This window comes from Agrobacterium sp. D14 (genome assembly GCF_001526505.1).
Classification (GTDB): Bacteria; Pseudomonadota; Alphaproteobacteria; order Rhizobiales; family Rhizobiaceae; genus Agrobacterium; species Agrobacterium leguminum.
In genome coordinates this window covers 252,407-274,828 of record NZ_ASXX01000001.1, presented here as the reverse complement: position 1 = coordinate 274,828, position 22,422 = coordinate 252,407, and the positions used below count along the sequence as shown (strand labels likewise).

Sequence of the window (22,422 nt, the reverse complement as noted above, 5' to 3'; positions counted from 1 at the left end):
CTCAAGCCTCACACCAGTTCCACATCGACGACACCGGGCGCGGACCGCAGCGCAGCGGCGATTTCCGGCGAGATGCGATATTTCTCCGTCAGCTCCACCTCGATCTCGCGGCTGCCCTCATCCTTGATGACGATGAAATAGACCGAGCCATCGCCTTTCGTATTGAGGTGGCGGGCCACCGTTTTCAGCGGGCCGGAATCGCGCACATAAACACGCAACGCCTTCTGCATCTGCACGGATTTCTCTTCCAGTGACTGCGCCGTCTGGATACGCAGACCGATGCCTTCCGGGCGTTCTTCCGCCTGCACGGTGATGACCAGCGATTTGCCGACCTCGAGCAGATCGCGGAACTGGCCGAGCCCTTCGGAAAACAGCACCGCCTCATATTGGCCCGATGCATCCGAGAAGGTGACGATGCCCATCTTGTTGCCGGTGCGGGTCTTGCGCTCCTGCTTGCCGGTCACGGTGCCGGCCAGACGCCCGGCAGTCGCGCCCTGTTTCACCGCGGCGGAAAAATCGGCGAAATTCTGCACCCGCAGCTTTTCCAGCACGGGGCGGTAGGTATCGAGCGGATGGGCGGTGAGGTAAAAACCGAGCACCTGATACTCGCGCAGCAGCTTTTCGGAGGCAAGCCACGGCTGGAAGGCGGGAAGGATGAGCTTTTCCGGGCCGCTTCCACCACCGGAGCCAAACATGTCCGATTGTCCAATGGTGCGGTTGTTCTGCGCCATCTGCGCATAACCGATGATGCGGTCCAGCCCGCCGATCAGTTCGGCGCGGTCGCGGCCGAAACAATCGAAAGCGCCGGCATTGATCAGGCTTTCCAGTACACGCCGGTTGATCTGCTTGGGATCGATGCGCAGGCAGAAATCCTCAAGGCTCGTGAACGGCTTGCCGTCGCGAACCTGGACGATGTGTTCCACCGCCCCCTCGCCCACGCCCTTGATGGCGGCGAGCGAATAATAGATGCGGTTCTCGCCCGTCTCGAATTGCCGGAACGACGTCTGCACCGAAGGTGCGACGACCTCGATGCCAAGGCGGCCGGCATCCTGGCGGAAATCGTTGAGCTTTTCCGTGTTCGCCATATCGAGCGTCATGGAGGCCGCCAGGAACTCCACCGGATAATGCGCCTTCATATAGGCGGTCTGGTAGGACACGATGGCGTAGGCGGCGGCGTGGCTCTTGTTGAAGCCGTAATTGGCGAATTTCGCGAGAAGGTCGAAGATGGTGTTGGCCTGCGGCTTCGAGACGCCGTTCTCGATGGCGCCGTCGACGAAACGCTCGCGCTGCTTGTCCATCTCCTCCTTGATCTTCTTGCCCATGGCGCGGCGCAGAAGATCGGCTTCGCCGAGCGAATAACCGGAGAGAACCTGGGCGATCTGCATCACCTGTTCCTGATAGACGATAACGCCCTGCGTTTCCTTGAGCAGATGGTCGATGGTGGGGTGGATGGACTCCAGCTCCTCCTCGCCATGTTTGCGGGCATTATAGACCGGGATGTTTTCCATCGGTCCCGGACGATAAAGCGCCACCAGCGCGATGATGTCCTCGATGCAGTCCGGGCGCATGCCGATCAGCGCCTTGCGCATGCCGGCACTTTCCACCTGAAACACGCCGATGGTTTCGCCGCGTGAGAGCATCTCGTAGGTTTTGGCGTCATCGAGCGGGATCGCCGCAAGATCGACCTTGATGCCGCGCTTGGCAACGAAATCGACGGCCACCTTCAGCACCGTCAGCGTCTTCAGGCCGAGGAAGTCGAATTTGACGAGGCCGGCGCTTTCCACCCATTTCATGTTGAACTGGGTGACCGGCATATCCGAGCGCGGATCGCGATACATCGGCACCAGCTTCGATAGCGGGCGGTCACCGATGACGATACCGGCGGCATGGGTGGAGGCGTGGCGGTAAAGCCCTTCGATCTTCTGGGCGATATCCAAAAGGCGGGCGACGACCGGCTCCTTGTCCGCCTCTTCCTGCAGGCGCGGCTCTTCTTCGATCGCTTTCGACAGGGGTGTCGGGTTGGCCGGGTTGTTGGGCACCAGCTTGCAGATCTTGTCCACCTGCCCATAGGGCATTTCCAGCACGCGGCCGACGTCGCGCAAGGCCGCGCGCGCCTGCAACGAACCGAAGGTGATGATCTGCGCCACCTGCTCGCGGCCATATTTGGCCTGCACATAACGGATCACCTCTTCGCGACGATCCTGACAGAAGTCGATATCGAAGTCGGGCATCGAAACGCGTTCAGGATTGAGGAAGCGTTCGAACAGCAGCGAGAAGCGCAGAGGATCGACATCGGTAATCGTGAGCGCATAAGCGACAAGCGAGCCCGCACCCGAACCGCGGCCCGGCCCGACCGGAATATCGTGCTGCTTGGCCCATTTGATGAAGTCGGCAACGATCAGAAAGTAACCGGGGAACTTCATGCGCGAGATGACGCCGAGTTCGAAATCCAGCCTGTCGCGATAATCCTGCTCGGTATAGCCGGCCGCCATGCCGAGCGCCGCCAGCCGCTGATCCAGTCCCTCCACCGCCTGGCGACGAAGTTCTTCGGCTTCGGCGTGTTCCGCCGCCTCCGGGTCGTCGCTGGCGCCGGTGAAACGCGGCAGGATCGGCCCGCGCTTCTTCAGCACATAGGAGCAGCGCAGCGCGATCTCGACGGTGTTTTCCAGTGCCTCGGGAAGATCGGCAAACAGCGCCGCCATTTCCTGTCGACTTTTGAGGTAATGATCGGGCGTGAGCCGGAACCGGCTGTCATCGGAGACGATGGCGTTATGCGCCACCGCCATCAGCGCATCATGCGCCTCATAGTCGGCCTTGGAAGGGAAAAACGCTTCGTTGGTGGCAACCAGCGGAATATCATGGTCATAAGCAAGGCCAATCATGCGCCGCTCATGGGAACGGTCATAACCGGACTGGCGCTGCAATTCGATATAAAGCCGGTCACCGAAGAGTGACTTCAGCGTCAGCAGCCGTTCCTTCGCCTGAGCAGCGTGACCTTCCTTCAAGGCCATATCCACCGGACCGCCGGAGGCGCCTGTCAGCGCGATCAGGCCGGCATTGGAGGCTTCCTCCAGCCATGCACGGGTAATATGCACGGAATGGCCGCTGCCCTCGCCTTCCAGATAGGCGCGGCTGACGATATCCACCAGCCGCTCGTAACCTTCGGCATTGGCCGCCAGCAAAACGATGGCGGGAAGTTTCTGAAGGTGGCTGTTATGGTTGCGGCGATCCTCCGCCGCATCCTGCATGTCGATCGACAGCTGGCAGCCGATGATGGGCTGCAAACCTTCATCGCGCGCCTTTTCGGAAAACTCCAGCGCGACAAAGAGGTTGTTGGTATCGGTAATGGCAATGGCCGGATGGCCATCGGCGACGGCCTTGGACATGATTTTCTTGAGGGGCAAGGCCCCCTCAAGCAGGGAATAGGCGGAATGAACCCGCAAATGGACGAAACCGGGAGTTTTCAGCGTTTCGCCAGAGGTCTCTCCACGCACAACCGCATCGCCCATATCATCATCCTGTCATTCTGAATCGAGGGGGCGATTTTCCGATTTCCGGCGCTCAAAGTCCACCGCTTTACGGCGTCCATACAGGTTTCTGCGCCGGCGTGCCCTTCACAGGGCGGTGAGGATCACCGAAAAGCTGGCTACGAAGACAGCGATGGAGGCGAAAGCGGCAACGTCACGGATGAAATCAGTCATTGGTCTCTCCTTACTCGTTATGTTCCAACTTTGTTCTCATTTTGTTCGATTGTCAACAGGGTTTTGCTGATATTCCCCTTGCTAATGCCGCAGAATCGCCTTCGGTTCCCGCAGGGGGAACAGCAAACCCCTGACTCCAAAGCGAAAAAACCCGGAGGTAAAAATACCGCCGGGTTCGGAAAAAATTCAAATATGGAGAACAGGCGTTCTCTGGAGGGATCGACTCGCCAGCTTGGCGCAACCCGTCCGGGAACCTTCGTTCACCTCAATTGGCGACAACGATCGTTTCGAGCACGACGGAAAGATTGACGCACGAGGGTCGTGCCTCGCGCATCAAGCTCAGAAATCGACGATCTTGCCGTCAGCGAGCGTCACACGCCGGTCCATGCGGGCGGCGAGTTCGTGATTGTGGGTGGCGATCAGCGCCGCGAGGCCGGATTGGCGTACCAGCGCCTCCAGCGCGTCGAAAACATAATGCGCTGTTTCCGGATCGAGATTGCCGGTCGGCTCATCGGCGAGCAGCAAAAGCGGTGCGTTGGCGACGGCGCGGGCGATGGCGACACGCTGCTGTTCACCGCCGGAGAGTTCGGCCGGGCGGTGCTCACCGCGATGCCCCACCCGCATATAGTCGAGCAGCGCACTGGCGCGCTTGTGGGCTTCGGCCTGTGTCAGACCGGCGATAAGCTGCGGCATCATCACATTTTCCACCGCCGAGAATTCCGGCAGGAGATGATGGAACTGGTAGACAAAACCGATATCGCTGCGGCGGATCGCGGTTCGCGTTTCATCCGGCAGGTCATTGCAGGGTGCGCCGTTAATATAGACCTCGCCGGCATCTGGATGTTCGAGAAGTCCCGCCAGATGCAGCAGCGTGGATTTGCCGGTTCCCGAAGGGGCGACCAGCGCCACCATCTCGCCGCTCTTCAATTCGAAATCAGCCTTGCGCAGAATGGAAAGCGACGTCTCGCCCTGACCATAGGTTCTCTCGACGCCAGTAAGCCGCAGCACTGTTTTTTTTGCCATATTGCGAAGCGGTCCTTATTCGTAACGCAGGGCCTGCACCGGATCGAGCTTGGAAGCCCGCCATGCTGGAAAGATCGTTGCCAGGAAAGAGAGCGTCAGCGCCATGATGACAACGGAAATGGTCTCGCTGATATCCATTTCGGCCGGAAGCTGGCTCAGGAAATAAAGCTGCGGGTCAAACAGCACCGTGCCGGATATCCAGGAGAAGAACTGCCGGATGGATTCGACATTGAGGCAGACGATGACGCCGAGCGCCACGCCGGCAAAGGTGCCGACCATGCCGATGGCCGCCCCGGTCATGAAGAAGATGCGCATCACGGAGCCGGAGCTTGCGCCCATGGTGCGCAGAATGGCGATGTCGCTGCCCTTGTCCTTCACCAGCATGATGAGGCCGGAAATGATGTTCAGCGCCGCCACCAGAACGATGAGGGTGAGGATCATGAACATCACGTTTCTTTCCACCTGCAGGGCGGAGAAGAAGGTCTGGTTCCGCTGTCTCCAGTCGGTGATATAAATCTGCCGTTCGGCGGCCTGTTCCACCAGCGGGCGGATTCCGTCGACATCGTCGGGGCGGCTGACATAAAGCTCGATGGACTGCACGAGGCCTTCGGCATTGAAATAAAGCTGGGCTTCGGACAGCGGCATATAGATCATCGAGGCGTCATATTCCGACATGCCGATCTCGAAGACCCCGGATATCTTGTAGGATTTGACGCGCGGATTGACGCCCATCGGCGTCACGTCGCCTTCCGGGGAAATGAGGGTAATGTCGTCACCGGCCGTTACGCCGAGCTGGGCGGCGAGCCTTGAGCCGACGAGAACGCCATCTCCGGCCATGAAGCCGACCAGATCGCCGGTCTTGATGTTGGTGGCGACTTCCTTGACCTTGTCGATATCTTCCTGACGCACGCCGCGCACCAGAGCACCGGAGCCTGCGCCGCCGCGGCCGGAGGCGAGCGTCTGGCCTTCCACCAGCGGCAGGGCCATGGTGACGCCGGGAACGGCGGCGAACTTATTCGCCAGCTCATCATAATTATTGAAGGGCTGGTCGATAGGCTGCACGATCATATGGCCATTGATGCCGAGAATGCGCGAAATGAGCTCGGTACGGAACCCGTTCATCACCGCCATGACAATGATGAGCGTCGCCACGCCCAGCATGATGCCGACGAAGGAAAAACCGGCGATGACGGAAATGAACGCTTCCTTGCGCCGCGACCGCAGATAACGCCAGGCCACCATGCGTTCAAAAGCGGAAAACGGCCGGGCAGTCTTTGCCCCGGCGGAAACAGCCGCACCCTTGTCAGCCTCGGCTTGTGCCATGTCGTCTCCCTGATCTCAAACTGCAAGGCCGGTCTTTTCCGAAAACCGGCCCATATTTCTGCGGCATCTGCGTTACGAAACCGGAGCGGACTTCGGGTGAAGCCGCTCCGTCTCCCACTCGCTCTTAGCCGAGCACCCTGTTCATCGCCGCCTCGATCGTCACGGTCTCCCGCTCGCCGGTCTTGCGATCCTTCACTTCGACTTCACCATTCGCGACCGAACGCGGGCCGACGATGATCTGCAGCGGCACGCCGATCAGGTCGGCGGTGGCGAATTTCTGGCCCGCACGGTCGTCCGTGTCGTCGTAAAGAACATCCTTGCCGGCGTTGGAGAGCGAGTAATACAGCTTTTCGCAAGCCGCATCACAGGCAGCATCGCCAGCCTTCATGTTGATGATCACGACATCGAAGGGAGCGACCGAGGCCGGCCAGATGATTCCGTTCTCGTCATGCGATGCTTCAATGATGGCGGGAACAAGGCGTGTCGGCCCGATACCATAGGAACCCATGTGGACAGGGTGTTCCTTGCCATCCTTACCCTGCACTTTCGCGCCCATCGGCTCGGAATATTTGGTGCCGAAATAGAAGATGTGGCCGACTTCAATGCCGCGCGCGGAAAGGCGCTCGCCATCGGGAATGGCGTTATAGGCGGCTTCGTCATGCATTTCGGACGTGGCGGCATAATCGGCCGTCCACTCGTCGAATACGCCCTGCAGGGCTGCGACGTCGTCGAAGTCGGTGTTTTCGGCCGGAATGGCGCGGTCGAGGAAGCTCTTGTGGCAGAAGACTTCGGATTCGCCGGTATCGGCCAGAATGATGAATTCATGGCTGTGATTGCCGCCAATCGGGCCGGTATCGGCGCGCATCGGAATGGCGCGCAGGCCAAGGCGCTCGAACGTGCGCAGGTAAGCCACGAACATCTTGTTATAGGAATGGATCGCGTCTTCCTTGGTCAGGTCGAAGGAATAGGCATCCTTCATCAGGAACTCACGCGAACGCATGGTGCCGAAACGCGGACGCACCTCGTCGCGGAACTTGAGCTGGATGTGATAGAGGTTCAGCGGCAGGTTCTTGTAGGACTTCACATAGGAACGGAAGATGTCGGTGATCATCTCCTCATTGGTGGGGCCATAGAGCATCTGGCGGTCCTGACGGTCCTTGATGCGCAGCATTTCCTTGCCGTAGTCATCGTAACGGCCGCTTTCCTGCCAGAGCTCGGCCGATTGCAGCGTCGGCATCAGAAGCTCGATGGCGCCCGAGCGATCCTGCTCCTGCCGGATGATCCTGTTGACCTTGTCCAGCACGCGCTTGCCGAGCGGCAGCCAGGAATAGATGCCAGCCGATTGCTGCCGGATCATGCCGGCGCGCAGCATGAGGCGGTGGGAGACGATCTCCGCTTCCTTGGGGTTTTCCTTCAGGATGGGCATGAAATAACGGCTGAGACGCATGACGGCTTCCATTGATGCGGACGACAGCGCGCAAAGGCGCGGGAATCGCCCCGAATAGAGGGATATTGGCGCCGGATATAGCCGTTTCCGGCCGAGATGAAAACCCGCCATGAAAAGAGCGTTAAAGGCGATTTTGCGGTATTTTCGCGATAGCTAATTCGCGTCAAAACGCTTTGATCGGAATATTATTCTTGATCCGGTGCGACAAATTGCACCACGGAGAATTTTTTGCCGACTGTAACAAATATGCAAAAAATGAGATGACAAGCATGGGGGTTTGAGCTAGCTTTAGCTTACAAAAGAGGCAGGAAGTTTAAATTCTTGTCATTTTCGCGGTCAGTCTTGGGAGGATCAGATCTTAGGCGCGCTCGTTCGCAGCCCCGGCAACGGTTACAGATCACGCGAAACCTGGAAAACAAGGCTGAAAGGCCTTGTTTTTTTTTGCTTCTACGCAAATAACCCCGCCCCGCCGCTATATTCCGGTAAAATTATGGCGGTGAATCAGGCACTGAGCACGTTCTTGCTGTGTGCACGACAGATATGACATCCATATGACAGAATCCCGGCCATATCCGCCGGAAACTGCCGCGACCATGGGCTCGCCGCCAGCCTGAGTGCGCAGATGCGCGCGAACGGCGATCACCTGCGCAGCTTTTCAATCGAAAACGGGAATAATTCTCGGCAGGTCATCGAGGCTGACGCCGAACCACCAGGTTCCGCCGTACCACAGCCCACAGATCAGGGCCGAGATCAGGGTCGTCCACAAAACGATCCGCCCGCCCTTGAACCTTGATGGCGCACTGGCGACCGTGCCCAGCGCCACATCGCCCTCCTCATCCTGAGTGCGCAGGCCAATTGGCAGCACGATGAAAAGCACCGTCCACCAGACGATGAAATAAACGGCGAAGGCCGAAAGAAGCGGCATGTGATCCTCCTGCACAATGGGCTTCTTGTAACGCATTCATCCGCAGATCGGAATCACTTCTCCGCAAGAAACCCTAAAAGAAAAACAGAAGGGCCGCGCTTTGCGGCACGGCCCTGGAATCATCGGGAAAGAGACAGACGCCCCGGCCGATTGCCGGGAGGTTCCCGGCTTAGACCTTGGTTACAAAAACCGTCACGATCGGCTTCTTGCCCCAGCTCTGGTTGGCGGCAGCGCGCACGGCGCGGCGCACCGCTTCACGCAGCAGATCCAGATCCTTGCGGCGGGCACGCGGAATGCTTTCGACGGCGCCGAGCACGGCGTCATAAAGCGTGTCTTCCATGGCCTCATCCTCGTCATCGAATTCCGGCAGGCCGAAGGGCACAACATCGGGATCGCCGAGGAAATCATAGCGGCTATCCAGCACGACATTGACGGCCACATGACCGGCGAAGGACAGCTTGCGGCGATTGCTGATGCCCATCTCGTCCATGTCTCCGACGAGATTGCCATCCTTGAAGACGCGGCCATGCGGCACGTCGTCGATGACTTCGGCCGGGCCGGGTGCGAGGCGCAGAACATTGCCGTTGCGCACTTTCGGCACCTGCGAGATGCCGGCCTGTTCGGCCAGTTCCTTCTGCGCCACCAGATGCGCCGCCTCGCCATGGACGGGCACGACGATCTGCGGCTTCGTCCATTCGTACATCTTCAGAAGTTCATTGCGGCGCGGATGGCCGGAGACATGCACCAGCGCCTCATTGTCGGTGACGATATGGACGCCCTGCTCGATGAGGCCGTTCTTGATATCGATGATCGCCTTCTCATTGCCGGGGATGGCGCGCGATGAGAACACCACCGTATCGCCGGAAGCCAGCGCCACATTGCGCATCTCGTCACGCGAAAGCTTGGCGAGTGCGGCGCGCGGCTCGCCCTGCGAACCGGTCAGGATCAGCACCACCCGGTCGCGCGGAATATAGCCATATTCATCTTCGGCGAGGAACGGCTTGATGCCTTCCATGATGCCGAGATCCTGCGAGACGTTGACGACGCGCTTCAGCGACGAGCCGAGCAGCAGCACTTCGCGGCCGGCTGCTTCCGCGGCCTGCGCAATCGAGCGGATGCGACCGACATTCGAGGAGAAGGTGGTGACGGCCACACGACCCTCGGCATTTTCGATGATCTGCCGCAGGCCTTCGGAAACCTCGTGTTCGGAGGGCGACACGCCATCGCGCACCGAATTGGTGCTGTCGCACATCAGCGCCAGCACGCCTTCTCCGCCGATGGCGCGGAAACGGGCCTCATCCGTCAACGGACCGAGCGACGGGGCTTCGTCGATTTTCCAGTCGCCGGTGTGGATGACATTGCCGAGCGGCGTGCGGATGACCAGCGACATCGGCTCCGGAATGGAGTGGTTGACGCCGACAGCCTCGATTTCGAACGGGCCGACATTGATGCGGTCGCCCGCCTTGAAGATCGTCACCGGAATTTCGGCGCGCGTGCCCTCATACGCGCGCTTGGCTTCCAGCATGCCGGCGGTGAAAGGCGAGGCATAGACCGGCACGTTGAGGCCGGGCCAGAGATCGTTCAGCGCGCCGTAATGGTCTTCATGGGCGTGGGTGATGATGATGCCCTTGAGGTTCTTTTTCTGCTCGGCGATATAGCTGATGTCAGGCAGTACCAGATCGACGCCCGGCAGGTCCGGGCCGGCGAAGGTCACGCCGCAATCCACCATGATCCATTGGCGCTTGCTTTCCGGCCCGTAGCCGTAAAGCGCCAGATTCATGCCGATTTCACCCACGCCGCCAAGCGGCACAAAGACCAGTTCGTCCTGTTTAGCCATTGTTTTTCTTATCCATTCACGAAAGCATGCAGGCGACGGCAATTGGCCGCGCCCGCCGCGCTCTTAAGCATCGGACCTGTTGAACCATCTGATCGACCGGGCCGATGCGGAACCGGTCTTCCACCCTGCTTTTCATGAGCCGCAGGAAAGCTCCAACCTGTGGGATGCGGTTCGGCGCGGCCCTTCAGCCCACACCGCGCACCTCATCCGAAAAACACGTCGCCGGCGGCGATGGAGCGCCTTGCGCCCTCGTCCTCATCCAGCAGCAGATAACCATTATCATCAATTCCGACGAAACGCCCGCCAATCGAACGGTCCGGAAAGTTGACGGTGATGTGTTCGCCGATGCCGCAGGCGGCCGCCCGCCAGCCGGCCATGATGCCGGCAACGCCCCTGCCCTCGTCCCAATCCCCCAGCACCTCCGCCGTCTCGCGGAAAAGATGGGCGAACAGCTCATCGGGCGAGCACGATGCACCATGTTCGGACAGCATGGTGACGGGATAAAGCGGGTTTTCCGGCTTATGGGCGATATTGATGCCAATGCCGATGACGATGGCGCGGCGACCGTCCGGCAGAAGCTCCGTCTCCATCAGAATGCCGCAGGTCTTGCGGCGGCCGATCAGCACGTCGTTCGGCCATTTGATTTCAAGCGGCTCACCGCCCGTCGGCAGCACCGCGCGGATGGCGCGGTAAACCGCAAGCGCGAAGGCCAGCGGCAAAGACCCGATGCGGTCCATCGAAGCGGGATCGATGAGGAGAAGCGAGGCGTAGAGATTGCCGGGTTCGGAGACCCATGGACGGCCGCGACGGCCGCGTCCGCCAGTCTGGCGGATGGCGGTGATCCACAGATTGCCGCCATCGCCCGCCCTTGCCTGGGCGAAACATTCCAGATTGGTCGATGGCGTTTCCGCCATCGCCTCGTGCCGGAAGTCATCGATGGACATCCGGCCCGTATGCTTGTGCGTGCTGCTCAAAAGAAGGTCTTCGCCGCAACTGTCACCGCGTTGCCGAGTGCACCGCCGAAGACGATGAAGGCGACAACGAAGAGGCCGGAAAGCGCGTAAACGACTTTGAGTTCGCCGGCGGGACGCTCGAATTTGTCCTTGGCCTCATCGAACCACATGACCTTGACGACGCGGATATAATAATAGGCGCCGACAACAGAGCCGATCACACCGATGATGGCGAGCGGATAGAGCTTCGCCTCGATGGCTGCGAGGAAGACATAATACTTGCCGAAGAAGCCGGCGAGCGGCGGGATACCGGCAAGCGAGAACATCAGGATCGTCAGCACAACCGCCATGAAGGGGTTGGAGGACGAAAGACCGGCCAGATCCTCGACAGTCTCAACATTGCCGATTTCCTTGCGGCGCATGGAGAGAATGCAGGCGAAGGTGCCGAGCGTCATGACCATATAAACGGTCATGTAGAGGATGACGCCAGCCACACCGGCTTCAGTGCCCGCAGCGAGACCGACCAGCGCATAACCCATGTGACCGATGGAGGAATAAGCCATCAGGCGCTTGATGTTCTTCTGGCCGATTGCGGCAAAGGAGCCGAGCAGCATGGAGGCGATGGAGATGAACACGACGATCTGCTGCCAGTCGGCGAAGACCGGCTGGAACGCCTCGATGACGATGCGAACGAGGATCGCCATGGCGCCAATCTTCGGCGCAGCCGACAGGAACGCCGTTACCGGGGTCGGCGCACCTTCATAAACGTCCGGCGTCCACATGTGGAACGGCACGGCCGAAATCTTGAAGGCGAGACCGGCGAGAACGAAGACCAGGCCGAAGACCAGACCGAGGGAACGGGTTTCCGAGGCCAGAACCTGCGCGATTTCGGTGAAGCCGGTATTGCCGGTGAAGCCGTAGACCAGCGACATGCCATAAAGCAGCATGCCGGAAGACAGCGCGCCGAGCACGAAATACTTCAGGCCCGCTTCCGTAGAGCGCAGGCTTTCACGGTTGATCGCGCAGACGACATAGAGCGCCAGCGACTGCAGTTCCAGCGCCATGTAGAGCGAGATCAGGTTGTTGGCCGAGATCATCAGCAGGATGCCGAGGGTCGCAAGAACCAGCAGCACCGGATATTCGAAACGGCCGATGGGTTCGAAACGTCCCTGACCGACGGCGAGGATCATGGCGGTGATGGAGCCGATCAGCGCCAGTACCTTCATGAAGTTGCCGAAGGCATCGGCGATGTAGACACCGCCGAAAGCCACGCCCGAAGCGGGGGCAAAGATGATCCAGAGACCGACGACGAGCAGGAGGGCAACGGCAAGGCCGGTGACCGTCGTTGTCGACTTGTCGCCCGAGAAGACGCCAATCATGAGCAGCGCCAGCGCGCCGACCGCAAGGATCAGCTCGGGCGTCGCAATGTGCAGACTGGCAAAAAGGATTTCAGCGGTCATGTCCAACGGGTCCTGTCGTCAATTCATAGAGAGCGCAACATTTTGCGCCGCCTGCAATGCAGCCGTATAGTTGTTTACCAGAAGATCACCGATGCGGCTGTCGCATCGAACACCGGCGCCGGATAGACGCCGAAGAAGATCGTCAGCACAACCAGCGGATAAAGGATGACCTTTTCGCGGGTCGACAGATCGAGCATCGACTTCAGGCTTTCCTTCTCCAGCGCACCGAAGATCACGCGGCGGTAAAGCCACAGCGCATAAGCGGCCGAGAGGATGACCCCGGTTGCCGCAAACAGCGCGACCAGCGTGTTGGCGCGGAAGACGCCGATCAGCGTCAGGAATTCACCGACAAAGCCGGAGGTGCCGGGCAGACCGACATTGGCCATGGTGAAGATCATGAAGGCGACGGCATATTTCGGCATGTTGTTGACGAGGCCGCCATAGGCCGCGATCTCGCGGGTGTGGAGACGGTCATAGACAACGCCGACGCAGAGGAAGAGCGCGCCGGAGACGATACCGTGCGACAGCATCTGGAAGATTGCGCCCTGCACGCCCTGAACGTTGGCGGCGAAGATGCCCATGGTCACGTAACCCATGTGGGCGACGGAGGAATAGGCGATCAGCTTCTTGATATCGTCCTGCATCATCGCCACCAGCGAGGTGTAGATGATGGCAAGAACCGACAGCGTGAAGACGAAGGGGGCGAAATAGTCAGAGGCCAGCGGGAACATCGACAGCGAGAAACGGATGAAACCGTAACCGCCGAGCTTCAACATGACGCCGGCAAGGATGACGGAACCGGCGGTCGGCGCCTGAACGTGGGCATCCGGCAGCCAGGTGTGCACCGGCCACATCGGCATCTTGACCGAGAAGGCGGCGAAACAGGCTAGCCACAGCCAGGTCTGCATGCCAGCCGGGAAGCCGTATTTCAAGAGTTCCGTCATGTCGGTCGTGCCGGCCTGCCAGTACATCGCCATGATGGCGAGCATGGTCAGAACCGAACCGAGCAGCGTGTAGAGGAAGAACTTGTAAGATGCGTAAACGCGATCCTTGCCGCCCCAGACGCCGATGATGATGAACATCGGGATCAGCGTCGCTTCGAAGAAGACGTAGAAGAGAACCGTATCCAGCGCCACGAAGACGCCGACCATGACGACTTCCAAGAGCAGGAAGGCGATCATGTATTCCTTGACGCGCTTCTCGATCGAATCCCAGCTTGCCAGCACGCAGAAGGGCATGAGGAAGGTGGTGAGGATGACGAACAGCATGGAGATGCCGTCGACGCCCAGATGATAGGCGGCGATGTTGCCGAACCAGGCGTGTTTTTCCACCATCTGGAAACCGGGGTTCGAATTGTCGAAACCGATCCAGACGAACAGCGACACCAGGAAGGTGAAAACGGTCGTCAGCAGCGAGACATTGAGAATGTTGCGGCGACCGTAGGGGCCGTTCTCATTCGTCAGAAGCAGGAGCACCACGCCGACGAGCGGCAGAAAGGTGACCGTTGAAAGAATGGGCCAATCGGTCATCAGAGGGCACTCCCGAGCATCATCCAGGTGACAAGCGCCGCGATGCCGATCAGCATCGCAAAGGCATAATGATAGAGGTAACCGGATTGCAGGCGGACCATGCGGTTGGTCACGTCAACCACACGCGCTGCAATGCCGTTCGGTCCATAATGGTCGATGACGGCGACGTCGCCCTTCTTCCACAGGAAGCGGCCGAGCGCCTTTGCGGAACGAACGAAGAGGAAGTCGTAGAGTTCGTCGAAGTACCACTTGTTCAAGAGGAACTGGTAGAGGCCGCGATGGGTCTCGGCCAGACGCTTCGGCGTCTCGGGCGACTTGATATACATGTACCACGCGGTCACGAAACCAAGCGCCATGGCGAAGAACGGGCTCCACTTCACCCACAGCGGAACATGGTGGAATTCCTCGAGGATTTCGTTTTCCGGAAGCGTAAAGAGCGCGCCCTTCCAGAATTCGGCATATTCATGGCCGAAGAAATAACCTTCGAAGGCCACACCGGCGAAGATCGCACCGACGGTGAGGATGAAGAGCGGGATCAGCATGACCATCGGCGATTCATGCACATGGTGCATGACGTCGGCCGAAGCGCGCGGCTTGCCGAAGAAGGTCATGAAGGCCAGACGCCAGGAGTAGAAGCTGGTGAACAGGGCCGCGATGACCAGCAGCGTGAAGGCGACGCCGGAGAGAACCGAATGGGACGCGTAAGCGGATTCGATGATGACGTCCTTCGAGAAGAAGCCGGCAAAACCGATCATCGTGCCCGGAATACCAACGCCGGTCAGCGCCAGCGTGCCAACGGTCATGGTCCAGAAGGTGATGGGGATATGCTTGCGCAGGCCACCCATGTAACGCATGTCCTGCTCACCATCGACGGCATGGATGACCGAGCCGGCGCACAAGAACAGAAGAGCCTTGAAGAAGGCGTGCGTGAAGAGGTGGAATACGGCAGCGCCATAAGCGCCGACGCCGAGCGCCACGAACATGTAACCGAGCTGCGAGCAGGTCGAATAGGCGATGACGCGCTTGATGTCGTTCTGCACGAGGCCGACGGTTGCCGCGAAGAAGGCGGTGATCGCGCCGATCAGCGTCACGACGGTGAGCGCATCATGCGACAGTTCGAACAGCGGCGACATGCGGGCGACGAGGAAGACGCCGGCGGTAACCATGGTTGCGGCGTGGATGAGGGCAGACACCGGGGTCGGGCCTTCCATCGCGTCCGGCAGCCAGGTGTGCAGCAGGAACTGCGCCGATTTACCCATCGCGCCCATGAAGAGCAGCAGGCACACGCCCGTCATCGCATTGGCCTTGTCCAGCTGCATGCCGAACAGGTTGATGACGGTTTCCGAGGAGGCAGCGCCTTCAGCCGGCAGATAGGTCGCAGCGGCAGCGAAGATCGTTTCGAAATTGATCGAGCCGAACAGCACGAACACGCCGCCAATGCCGAGAATGAAGCCGAAGTCACCGACGCGGTTGACGATGAAGGCCTTCATGGCGGCAGCCGATGCGGACGGCTTCTTGAACCAGAAACCGATCAGCAGATAGGACGCCAGACCCACACCTTCCCAGCCGAAGAACATCTGCAGCAGGTTGTCGGAGGTCACCAGCATCAGCATGGCGAAGGTGAAGAGCGACAGATAGGCGAAGAAACGCGGACGATGCGGATCGTGGTGCATGTATCCGATCGAATAGAGATGCACCAGCGTCGAGACCGTGTTGACCACAACGAACATGACGGCCGTCAGCGTATCGATGCGGAACGCCCATTCGACATCGATGCCGCCGGACTGGATCCAGCGCAGCACGGTAACCTTTATCACCTCGCCCGGCTCGCCATGGGCGAGCGCGACGGTGAAGAAGACGATCCACGACAGGATGGCGACCACGATCATCAGACCGGTGGTGACATATTCCGAAGCCTTGGCGCCGATGGAGCGGCCGAACAGGCCGGCGATCAGGAAGCCGATCAGTGGAAGAAAGACGATAGCCTTGTAGATCATAGCCTTATCAGCCCTTCATCATATTGACGTCTTCGACGGCGATCGATCCGCGGTTGCGGTAGAAGACAACGAGTATTGCAAGACCGATGGCCGCTTCAGCGGCTGCGACGGTCAGAATGAACAAAGCGAAGACCTGGCCGACGATATCGTTCAGGAAGGCCGAGAAGGCCACCATGTTGATGTTGACCGCAAGCAGGATGAGTTCGATCGACATGAGGATGACGATGACGTTCTTCCGGTTGAGGAAGATGCCGAAAACGCCGATCGTGAAGAGGATCGCGCTGACCGTCAGGTAGTGGGAAAGACCGATTTCCATGTTCTGTTTCCTTGGATCCGTTCGCGCCTCAGATGCCCTGGCCCGGCTTGACCTTGACCGTGGTAACGGCGGTCTTCGGGTCGCGGCCGACCTGCGTGGAGATATCCTGCCGCTTGATGTCGGTGCGATGACGCAGCGTCAGCACGATGGCGCCGATCATGGCCACCAGCAGCACAAGGCCGGCGAGCTGGAAGAAGTAGACGTAATTGGTATAGAGCACGTCGCCGAGTGCGGCCGTATTGGTGCGTTCGGTGACAGGCGGGATCGGCATGGTGATGGACTTGGCCGCAATCGGGTTCAGCATGCTGCCACCGACCACGACGATCAGTTCCGCCGCCAGGATGACACCGATCAGCGCCCCGACCGGGGCATATTGCAGCACGCCCGAGCGAAGCTCGGCGAAATCCACATCCAGCATCATGACGACGAAGAGGAAGAGCACCGCCACGGCGCCGACATAAACCACCAGCAGGATCATGCCGAGGAACTCGGCGCCCGTCAGCAGGAACAGCGCGGCTGCGTTGAAGAAGGTCAAAATCAGAAACAGCACCGAATGAACAGGGTTCTTCGATGCGATGACCATGAACGCAGACGCCACGGCGACGAAAGCGAATATATAAAAGAATACAGCGTGCAGACCCATGTTGGTGCCTTCTTGTCCTCATCGGGCAAAGATGGCTCGAAGGCCCCTCACCCGTTTCGTCCCCGCCGGCGAAAACCGCGCAGGCATTTTACTTTTCATCGCTCTCCGGGGTCTCCCCCGGAAAGACGGTTGCGCCTTAACGGTAAGGCGCATCCAGTGCGAGGTTGCGTGCGATTTCACGCTCCCAGCGGTCGCCATTGTCGAGAAGCTTCTGCTTGTCGAAATAAAGCTCCTCGCGGGTTTCCGTCGCAAATTCGAAGTTCGGGCCTTCGACGATGGCATCCACCGGGCAGGCTTCCTGGCAGAAACCGCAATAGATGCACTTCACCATGTCGATATCGTAACGCACCGTGCGGCGGGTGCCGTCATTGCGGCGCGGGCCGGCTTCGATGGTGATCGCCTGAGCGGGACAGATCGCTTCACACAGCTTGCAGGCGATGCAGCGCTCTTCACCGTTCGGATAACGGCGCAGCGCATGTTCGCCGCGGAAACGCGGAGAGACCGGGCCCTTTTCGAAAGGATAGTTCACCGTTGCCTTCTGTTTGAAGAAGTGGCGCATCGTGAGCAGGATCGCACCCACGAACTCCTTGAGGAACAGCGAATTGACGGCTTGGGAGAGGCTTGCCATCTCAGTCTCCAGATTTCTGAGCGAGGAGTACGGACATCAACCGGCCCACCCCGTCAGCTTCAATACGAATGCAACAATAACGACCATGGCGAGCGACAGGGGCAGGAACACCTTCCAGCCGAGACGCATGAGCTGGTCATAACGGTAACGCGGAACGAAAGCCTTGGTCAGAGCGATCATGAAGAAGACCATGCAGCCCTTCAACGCGAACCAGACAATGCCCGGAACCCAGTTCAGGAACCACACATCCACGATCGGCAGCCAGCCGCCCATGAACAGGATCGTCGTCAGGCAGCAGATCAGGACGATCGCAGCATATTCGCCGAGCATGAACATCATGTAAGGCGTGGAGCCATATTCGACCATGTGACCGGCAACCAGTTCCGATTCCGCTTCCGGAAGGTCGAAGGGCGGGCGGTTGGTTTCGGCAAGGCCCGAAATGAAGAACACGATGAACATCGGGAACAGCGACAGCCAGTGCCAGTCGAGGAACGAGGCCGGCAGGCCGAGCATGGTGCCGAGGCCGGTCTTCTGGGCAAGCACGATGTCCGTCAGGTTCAGCGAACCGACGCAGAGCAGAACGGTCACGATGACGAGGCCGATCGACACTTCGTAGGACACCATCTGCGCGGCAGAACGCAGCGCGCCGAGGAAAGGGTACTTCGAGTTCGAAGCCCAGCCGCCCATGATGATGCCGTATACTTCAAGCGAGGAAATCGCGAAGATATAGAGAATGCCGACATTGATATTGGCGACGACCCAGCCCTCATTGAAGGGAATGACGGCGTAGGTGGCGAGCGCCAGCGTCACCGCAACCAGCGGCGCCAGAAGGAAGACGGCCTTGTTGGCGCCGGCCGGAATGACAGGCTCCTTCAAGATGAACTTCAACAGGTCGGCGAAGGACTGGAAGAGACCGAAGGGACCAACGACGTTCGGACCACGACGCAGCTGCACCGCCGCCCAGACCTTGCGGTCGGCAAGCAGCAGGAACGCGATGGACACCAGAAGGCAAACGAGAAGCAGCAGGGACTGGCCGACCATGATCAGCGCGGGCCAGACGTAGCTCCAGAAAAACTGTTCCATAAATCCCCTACCCTTACTCTGCCGCAGCCTGGAAATTGTTGCGGGCCAATGCGGAGCACTCGGCCATGACAGCGGATGCGCGCGCAATCGGGTTCGTCAAATAAAAGTCTTTTACCGGCGAGGCAAACGCCGACTTGTTGAGCGAGCCGGTCTTGCCGGCCAGCGCTTCGATATCCGTGGCCGTGCCGGCGACGATCTCGTCGGTTTCCGCCAGATGCGGATGCGCGACATAGAGCTGGCCGCGGAGCGCCGGCAGCGAATCGAACGGCAGCTTCTTGCCGAGAACATCGGACAGCGCACGCAGGATCGCCCAGTCTTCGCGGGCTTCGCCCGGTGCGAAACCGGCGCGGTTGCCCACCTGCACGCGGCCTTCGGTGTTGACCCAGATACCGGATTTTTCGGTATAGGCCGCGCCCGGAAGGATGACGTCGGCGTTCATCGCGCCCTGATCGCCATGGCTGCCGATATAGACGGTGAACTTCGCACCCTTGTTCGACAGGTCGAGTTCATCGGCGCCGAGCAGGAAGAGAACGTCCATGGACGCGACCATTTCAGCGGCGGCAACACCGCCCTCGCCCGGCACGAAGCCGATATCGAGACCACCAACGCGGGCAGCGGCGGTGTGCAGAACCGAGAAGCCGTTCCACTCTTCGGTGACAGCACCTACCGAGGTAGCGAGCTTCGCGGCGGCAGCCAGTACGGCTGCACCATCGGCGCGCGCCAGCGCACCCTGGCCGATGATGATCAGCGGGTTCTTGGCGGATTTCAGCTTGTCAACGAAGCTGTGCGAACCGTTGGCCAGATCGGACAGCGTTTCAGCGCCGGAACCGAGATATTCGTAATTGTAGCGAAGCTCACCGGCTTCGCCGATCACGCCGATCGGGAAACCGCCGCGACGCCAGCGCTTGCGGATGCGGGCGTTGAGCACGGCCGCTTCGTAACGCGGGTTGGAACCGACGATCAGCAGGGCGTCTGCCTGTTCGATACCTTCGATGGTGGAGTTGAACAGGTAGCTTGCGCGACCGAGCGACGGATCGAGTGCAGCGCCATCCTGACGGCAATCGACATTGGCCGAGCCGAGTGACGCCAGAAGCGACTTCAGCGCGAACATTTCTTCAACGGAGGCCAGATCGCCGGCAATCGCACCGATCTTTTGGCCGGAGGTCGCGGCAACCGCCTGCTTGATCGCACCGAAGGCTTCACCCCAGCTTGCGGGCTGCAGACGGCCATCCTTGCGGACGTAAGGGCGGTCGAGGCGCTGTGTCTTCAGGCCATCCCAGATGAAGCGGCTCTTGTCGGAAATCCACTCTTCGTTGATCGCCTCGTTGACGCGCGGCATGACGCGCATCACTTCGCGGCCACGGGTATCGACGCGGATGGCCGAACCGAGCGCATCCATCACGTCGATGGTTTCGGTCTTGTTCAGTTCCCACGGACGGGCGGTGAAGGCGAAAGGCTTGGAGGTGAGCGCGCCGACCGGGCAGAGGTCAACGACGTTGCCCTGCAGTTCGGAGGTCATGGCCTGCTCGAGATAGGTGGTGATTTCGGCATCTTCGCCACGACCGATAAGGCCCAGTTCGGCGATACCAGCCACTTCCGTGGTGAAACGGACGCAGCGCGTGCAGTGGATGCAACGGTTCATGACCGTCTTGACGAGCGGTCCGATATATTTGTCTTCAACCGCGCGCTTGTTTTCCGCGTAACGCGAACCGGCGATACCGAAGGCCATGGCCTGGTCCTGCAGGTCGCATTCGCCGCCCTGGTCGCAGATCGGGCAATCGAGTGGGTGGTTGATGAGCAGGAATTCCATCACGCCTTCGCGGGCCTTCTTGACCATCGGCGTGTTGGTGAAGATTTCCGGCAATTCGCCGTTGGGGCCACCGCGAACGTCGCGAACGCCCATGGCGCAGGATGCGGCAGGCTTGGGCGGTCCGCCCTTCACCTCGATGAGACACATGCGGCAGTTACCCGCGACCGACAAGCGCTCATGAAAACAAAAGCGCGGAACTTCGGCACCAGCCTCCTCGCACGCCTGCAACAGCGTGAAATGATCCGGAACCTCGATCTCTTTACCGTCAACCTTGAGCTTTGCCATGGTCCTACTTACGTCCTGTTGCCTGTTCGTCCCATGTCTCACACGGTCCGCAACAAATCCTTAATCACGCCCGGCACTCGTATCGTCTGCCAGACGCTTCATGGTGTCGCGAGGCCGGAAAATTCCGGCTCCGCCTGAAGCCTCAATGCTTATTCAGCGGCTTCCAGAACAGCGCCATCATCCATGGCCCTGTAGGTATATTGGTCGATGCGCTTTTCGATTTCCGGACGGAAATTGCGTATCAGCGCCTGTACCGGCCATGCTGCGGCGTCGCCGAGCGCACAGATGGTGTGGCCTTCGATCTGCTTCGTGACTTCGAACAGCATGTCGATTTCGCGCTTCTGCGCGTTACCCTTGACCATGCGCTCCAGCACGCGCCACATCCAGCCCGTGCCTTCGCGGCACGGCGTGCACTGACCGCAGCTTTCATGCTTGAAGAAGGCCGCGATGCGGGCAATCGCCTTGATGACGTCGGTGGACTTGTCCATGACGATCATGCCGCCGGTGCCGAAGGAGGATTTCACTTCGCGCATGCCGTCGAAATCCATGATGGCGTCCTTCATGTCCTCACCACGAACGATGGGGCAGGATGCGCCGCCGGGGATGACGCCGAGCAGATTGTCCCAACCGCCGCGAATGCCACCGCAATGGTGCTCAATCAGCTCGCGGAAGGACAGGCCCAACGCGTCTTCGAAGGTGCAAGGACGCTCGACATGGCCTGACACCATGAACAGCTTGGTGCCGACATTGTTCGGACGGCCGATGGACGAGAACCAGGCCGCGCCGCGACGCAGGATGGTCGGCGCAACCGCGATGGATTCGACGTTGTTGACGGTCGTCGGGCAGCCATAAAGACCCATATTGGCCGGGAACGGGGGTTTAAGGCGCGGCTGGCCCTTCTTGCCTTCGAGGCTTTCGAGCAGAGCCGTCTCTTCGCCGCAGATATAGGCGCCGGCGCCGTGATGGACATAGATGTCGAAATCCCAGCCGTTCTTGTTGTTCTTGCCGAGCAGGCCGGCATCGTAGCACTCGTCGATGGCTGCCTGCAGCGCCTCACGCTCGCGCATATATTCGCCGCGAACGTAGATATAGGCGGTATGCGCGCCCATGGCGAAACCGGCGATCACGCAGCCTTCGATCAGCGTATGCGGATCGTTGCGCAGGATTTCGCGGTCCTTGCAGGTGCCGGGCTCGGATTCGTCGGCATTGACGACGAGATAATGCGGGCGGCCGTCATTTTCCTTCGGCATGAAGGACCACTTGAGACCCGTCGGGAAGCCAGCGCCGCCGCGACCGCGAAGGCCGGAAGCCTTCATCTCGTTGATGATCCAGTCACGGCCCTTTTCGATGATCTGCTTGGTGCCGTCCCAGTGGCCGCGCGCTCTCACGCCCTTCAGGGACTTGTCCTTGAGGCCGTAGAGATTGGTAAAGATGCGATCCTGATCTTTTAACATGCTTCACC

Annotated in this window: 15 protein-coding genes and 1 pseudogene; all 16 read right to left on the bottom strand. The window is 59.9% G+C overall.

Going from position 1 to position 22,422, the window contains the following annotated elements; translation table 11 throughout:
- Positions 1–8 precede the first annotated feature (8 nt).
- Positions 9–3,509 carry a DNA polymerase III subunit alpha gene (gene dnaE, locus L901_RS01330; protein ID WP_059752686.1) on the bottom strand — a complete coding sequence of 1,167 codons (3,501 nt, stop codon included), beginning with the start codon at positions 3,507–3,509 and terminating at the stop codon, positions 9–11.
- A gap of 531 nt (positions 3,510–4,040) precedes the next feature.
- Complete coding sequence (locus L901_RS01325; RefSeq protein WP_003521506.1) at positions 4,041–4,724, bottom strand: ABC transporter ATP-binding protein; 684 nt, start codon at positions 4,722–4,724, stop codon at positions 4,041–4,043.
- Between the two features lie 15 nt (positions 4,725–4,739).
- The gene (locus tag L901_RS01320; protein WP_059752685.1) at positions 4,740–6,047 is read right to left on the bottom strand and encodes a lipoprotein-releasing ABC transporter permease subunit; all 1,308 of its coding nucleotides are present in this window, start codon (positions 6,045–6,047) and stop codon (positions 4,740–4,742) included.
- Positions 6,048–6,171: 124 nt separating this feature from the next.
- A complete protein-coding gene (gene proS / locus L901_RS01315) occupies positions 6,172–7,494 on the bottom strand; it encodes a proline--tRNA ligase (RefSeq protein ID WP_003521508.1) in 1,323 nt (440 codons plus the stop codon).
- Between the two features lie 655 nt (positions 7,495–8,149).
- Entirely contained in the window at positions 8,150–8,455 is a 306-nt protein-coding gene (locus tag L901_RS01310; protein ID WP_003521509.1) for a DUF1467 family protein, read from the bottom strand.
- 133 nt (positions 8,456–8,588) lie between these two features.
- Entirely contained in the window at positions 8,589–10,256 is a 1,668-nt protein-coding gene (locus L901_RS01305) for a ribonuclease J (protein ID WP_059752680.1), read from the bottom strand.
- 203 nt (positions 10,257–10,459) lie between these two features.
- Entirely contained in the window at positions 10,460–11,200 is a 741-nt protein-coding gene (locus L901_RS01300) for a biotin--[acetyl-CoA-carboxylase] ligase (RefSeq protein ID WP_059753187.1), read from the bottom strand.
- 26 nt (positions 11,201–11,226) lie between these two features.
- Positions 11,227–12,669, bottom strand: coding sequence for an NADH-quinone oxidoreductase subunit NuoN (gene nuoN / locus L901_RS01295; RefSeq protein ID WP_003521512.1), 1,443 nt, complete (start codon positions 12,667–12,669; stop codon positions 11,227–11,229).
- A gap of 18 nt (positions 12,670–12,687) precedes the next feature.
- A pseudogene (locus tag L901_RS01290) lies at positions 12,688–14,198 on the bottom strand (NADH-quinone oxidoreductase subunit M).
- Positions 14,198–16,195 carry an NADH-quinone oxidoreductase subunit L gene (nuoL, locus tag L901_RS01285; protein WP_035261474.1) on the bottom strand — a complete coding sequence of 666 codons (1,998 nt, stop codon included), beginning with the start codon at positions 16,193–16,195 and terminating at the stop codon, positions 14,198–14,200. Before nuoL ends, L901_RS01290 begins: the two are co-directional and overlap by 1 nt.
- Positions 16,196–16,202: 7 nt before the next feature.
- The gene (gene nuoK, locus L901_RS01280) at positions 16,203–16,511 is read right to left on the bottom strand and encodes an NADH-quinone oxidoreductase subunit NuoK (RefSeq protein WP_003521516.1); all 309 of its coding nucleotides are present in this window, start codon (positions 16,509–16,511) and stop codon (positions 16,203–16,205) included.
- 28 nt (positions 16,512–16,539) lie between these two features.
- Entirely contained in the window at positions 16,540–17,154 is a 615-nt protein-coding gene (locus L901_RS01275; RefSeq protein WP_003521517.1) for an NADH-quinone oxidoreductase subunit J, read from the bottom strand.
- A gap of 136 nt (positions 17,155–17,290) precedes the next feature.
- Positions 17,291–17,782 carry an NADH-quinone oxidoreductase subunit NuoI gene (nuoI, locus tag L901_RS01270; RefSeq protein ID WP_003496449.1) on the bottom strand — a complete coding sequence of 164 codons (492 nt, stop codon included), beginning with the start codon at positions 17,780–17,782 and terminating at the stop codon, positions 17,291–17,293.
- Between the two features lie 36 nt (positions 17,783–17,818).
- Positions 17,819–18,865, bottom strand: coding sequence for an NADH-quinone oxidoreductase subunit NuoH (nuoH, locus tag L901_RS01265; protein WP_003521518.1), 1,047 nt, complete (start codon positions 18,863–18,865; stop codon positions 17,819–17,821).
- Between the two features lie 13 nt (positions 18,866–18,878).
- Positions 18,879–20,960, bottom strand: coding sequence for an NADH-quinone oxidoreductase subunit NuoG (gene nuoG, locus L901_RS01260; protein ID WP_059752678.1), 2,082 nt, complete (start codon positions 20,958–20,960; stop codon positions 18,879–18,881).
- 149 nt (positions 20,961–21,109) lie between these two features.
- Positions 21,110–22,414 carry an NADH-quinone oxidoreductase subunit NuoF gene (gene nuoF / locus L901_RS01255; protein ID WP_020012329.1) on the bottom strand — a complete coding sequence of 435 codons (1,305 nt, stop codon included), beginning with the start codon at positions 22,412–22,414 and terminating at the stop codon, positions 21,110–21,112.
- Between the last annotated feature and the right edge of the window lie 8 nt (positions 22,415–22,422).

Coding starts and splice junctions, on each gene's coding strand:
- dnaE (WP_059752686.1), bottom strand. CDS start 3,509: ATGGGCGATGCGGTTGTGCGTGGAGAGACCTCTGGCGAAACGCTGAAA.
- L901_RS01325 (WP_003521506.1), bottom strand. CDS start 4,724: ATGGCAAAAAAAACAGTGCTGCGGCTTACTGGCGTCGAGAGAACCTAT.
- L901_RS01320 (WP_059752685.1), bottom strand. CDS start 6,047: ATGGCACAAGCCGAGGCTGACAAGGGTGCGGCTGTTTCCGCCGGGGCA.
- proS (WP_003521508.1), bottom strand. CDS start 7,494: ATGCGTCTCAGCCGTTATTTCATGCCCATCCTGAAGGAAAACCCCAAG.
- L901_RS01310 (WP_003521509.1), bottom strand. CDS start 8,455: ATGCGTTACAAGAAGCCCATTGTGCAGGAGGATCACATGCCGCTTCTT.
- L901_RS01305 (WP_059752680.1), bottom strand. CDS start 10,256: ATGGCTAAACAGGACGAACTGGTCTTTGTGCCGCTTGGCGGCGTGGGT.
- L901_RS01300 (WP_059753187.1), bottom strand. CDS start 11,200: ATGTCCATCGATGACTTCCGGCACGAGGCGATGGCGGAAACGCCATCG.
- nuoN (WP_003521512.1), bottom strand. CDS start 12,669: ATGACCGCTGAAATCCTTTTTGCCAGTCTGCACATTGCGACGCCCGAG.
- nuoL (WP_035261474.1), bottom strand. CDS start 16,195: ATGATCTACAAGGCTATCGTCTTTCTTCCACTGATCGGCTTCCTGATC.
- nuoK (WP_003521516.1), bottom strand. CDS start 16,511: ATGGAAATCGGTCTTTCCCACTACCTGACGGTCAGCGCGATCCTCTTC.
- L901_RS01275 (WP_003521517.1), bottom strand. CDS start 17,154: ATGGGTCTGCACGCTGTATTCTTTTATATATTCGCTTTCGTCGCCGTG.
- nuoI (WP_003496449.1), bottom strand. CDS start 17,782: ATGGCAAGCCTCTCCCAAGCCGTCAATTCGCTGTTCCTCAAGGAGTTC.
- nuoH (WP_003521518.1), bottom strand. CDS start 18,865: ATGGAACAGTTTTTCTGGAGCTACGTCTGGCCCGCGCTGATCATGGTC.
- nuoG (WP_059752678.1), bottom strand. CDS start 20,960: ATGGCAAAGCTCAAGGTTGACGGTAAAGAGATCGAGGTTCCGGATCAT.
- nuoF (WP_020012329.1), bottom strand. CDS start 22,414: ATGTTAAAAGATCAGGATCGCATCTTTACCAATCTCTACGGCCTCAAG.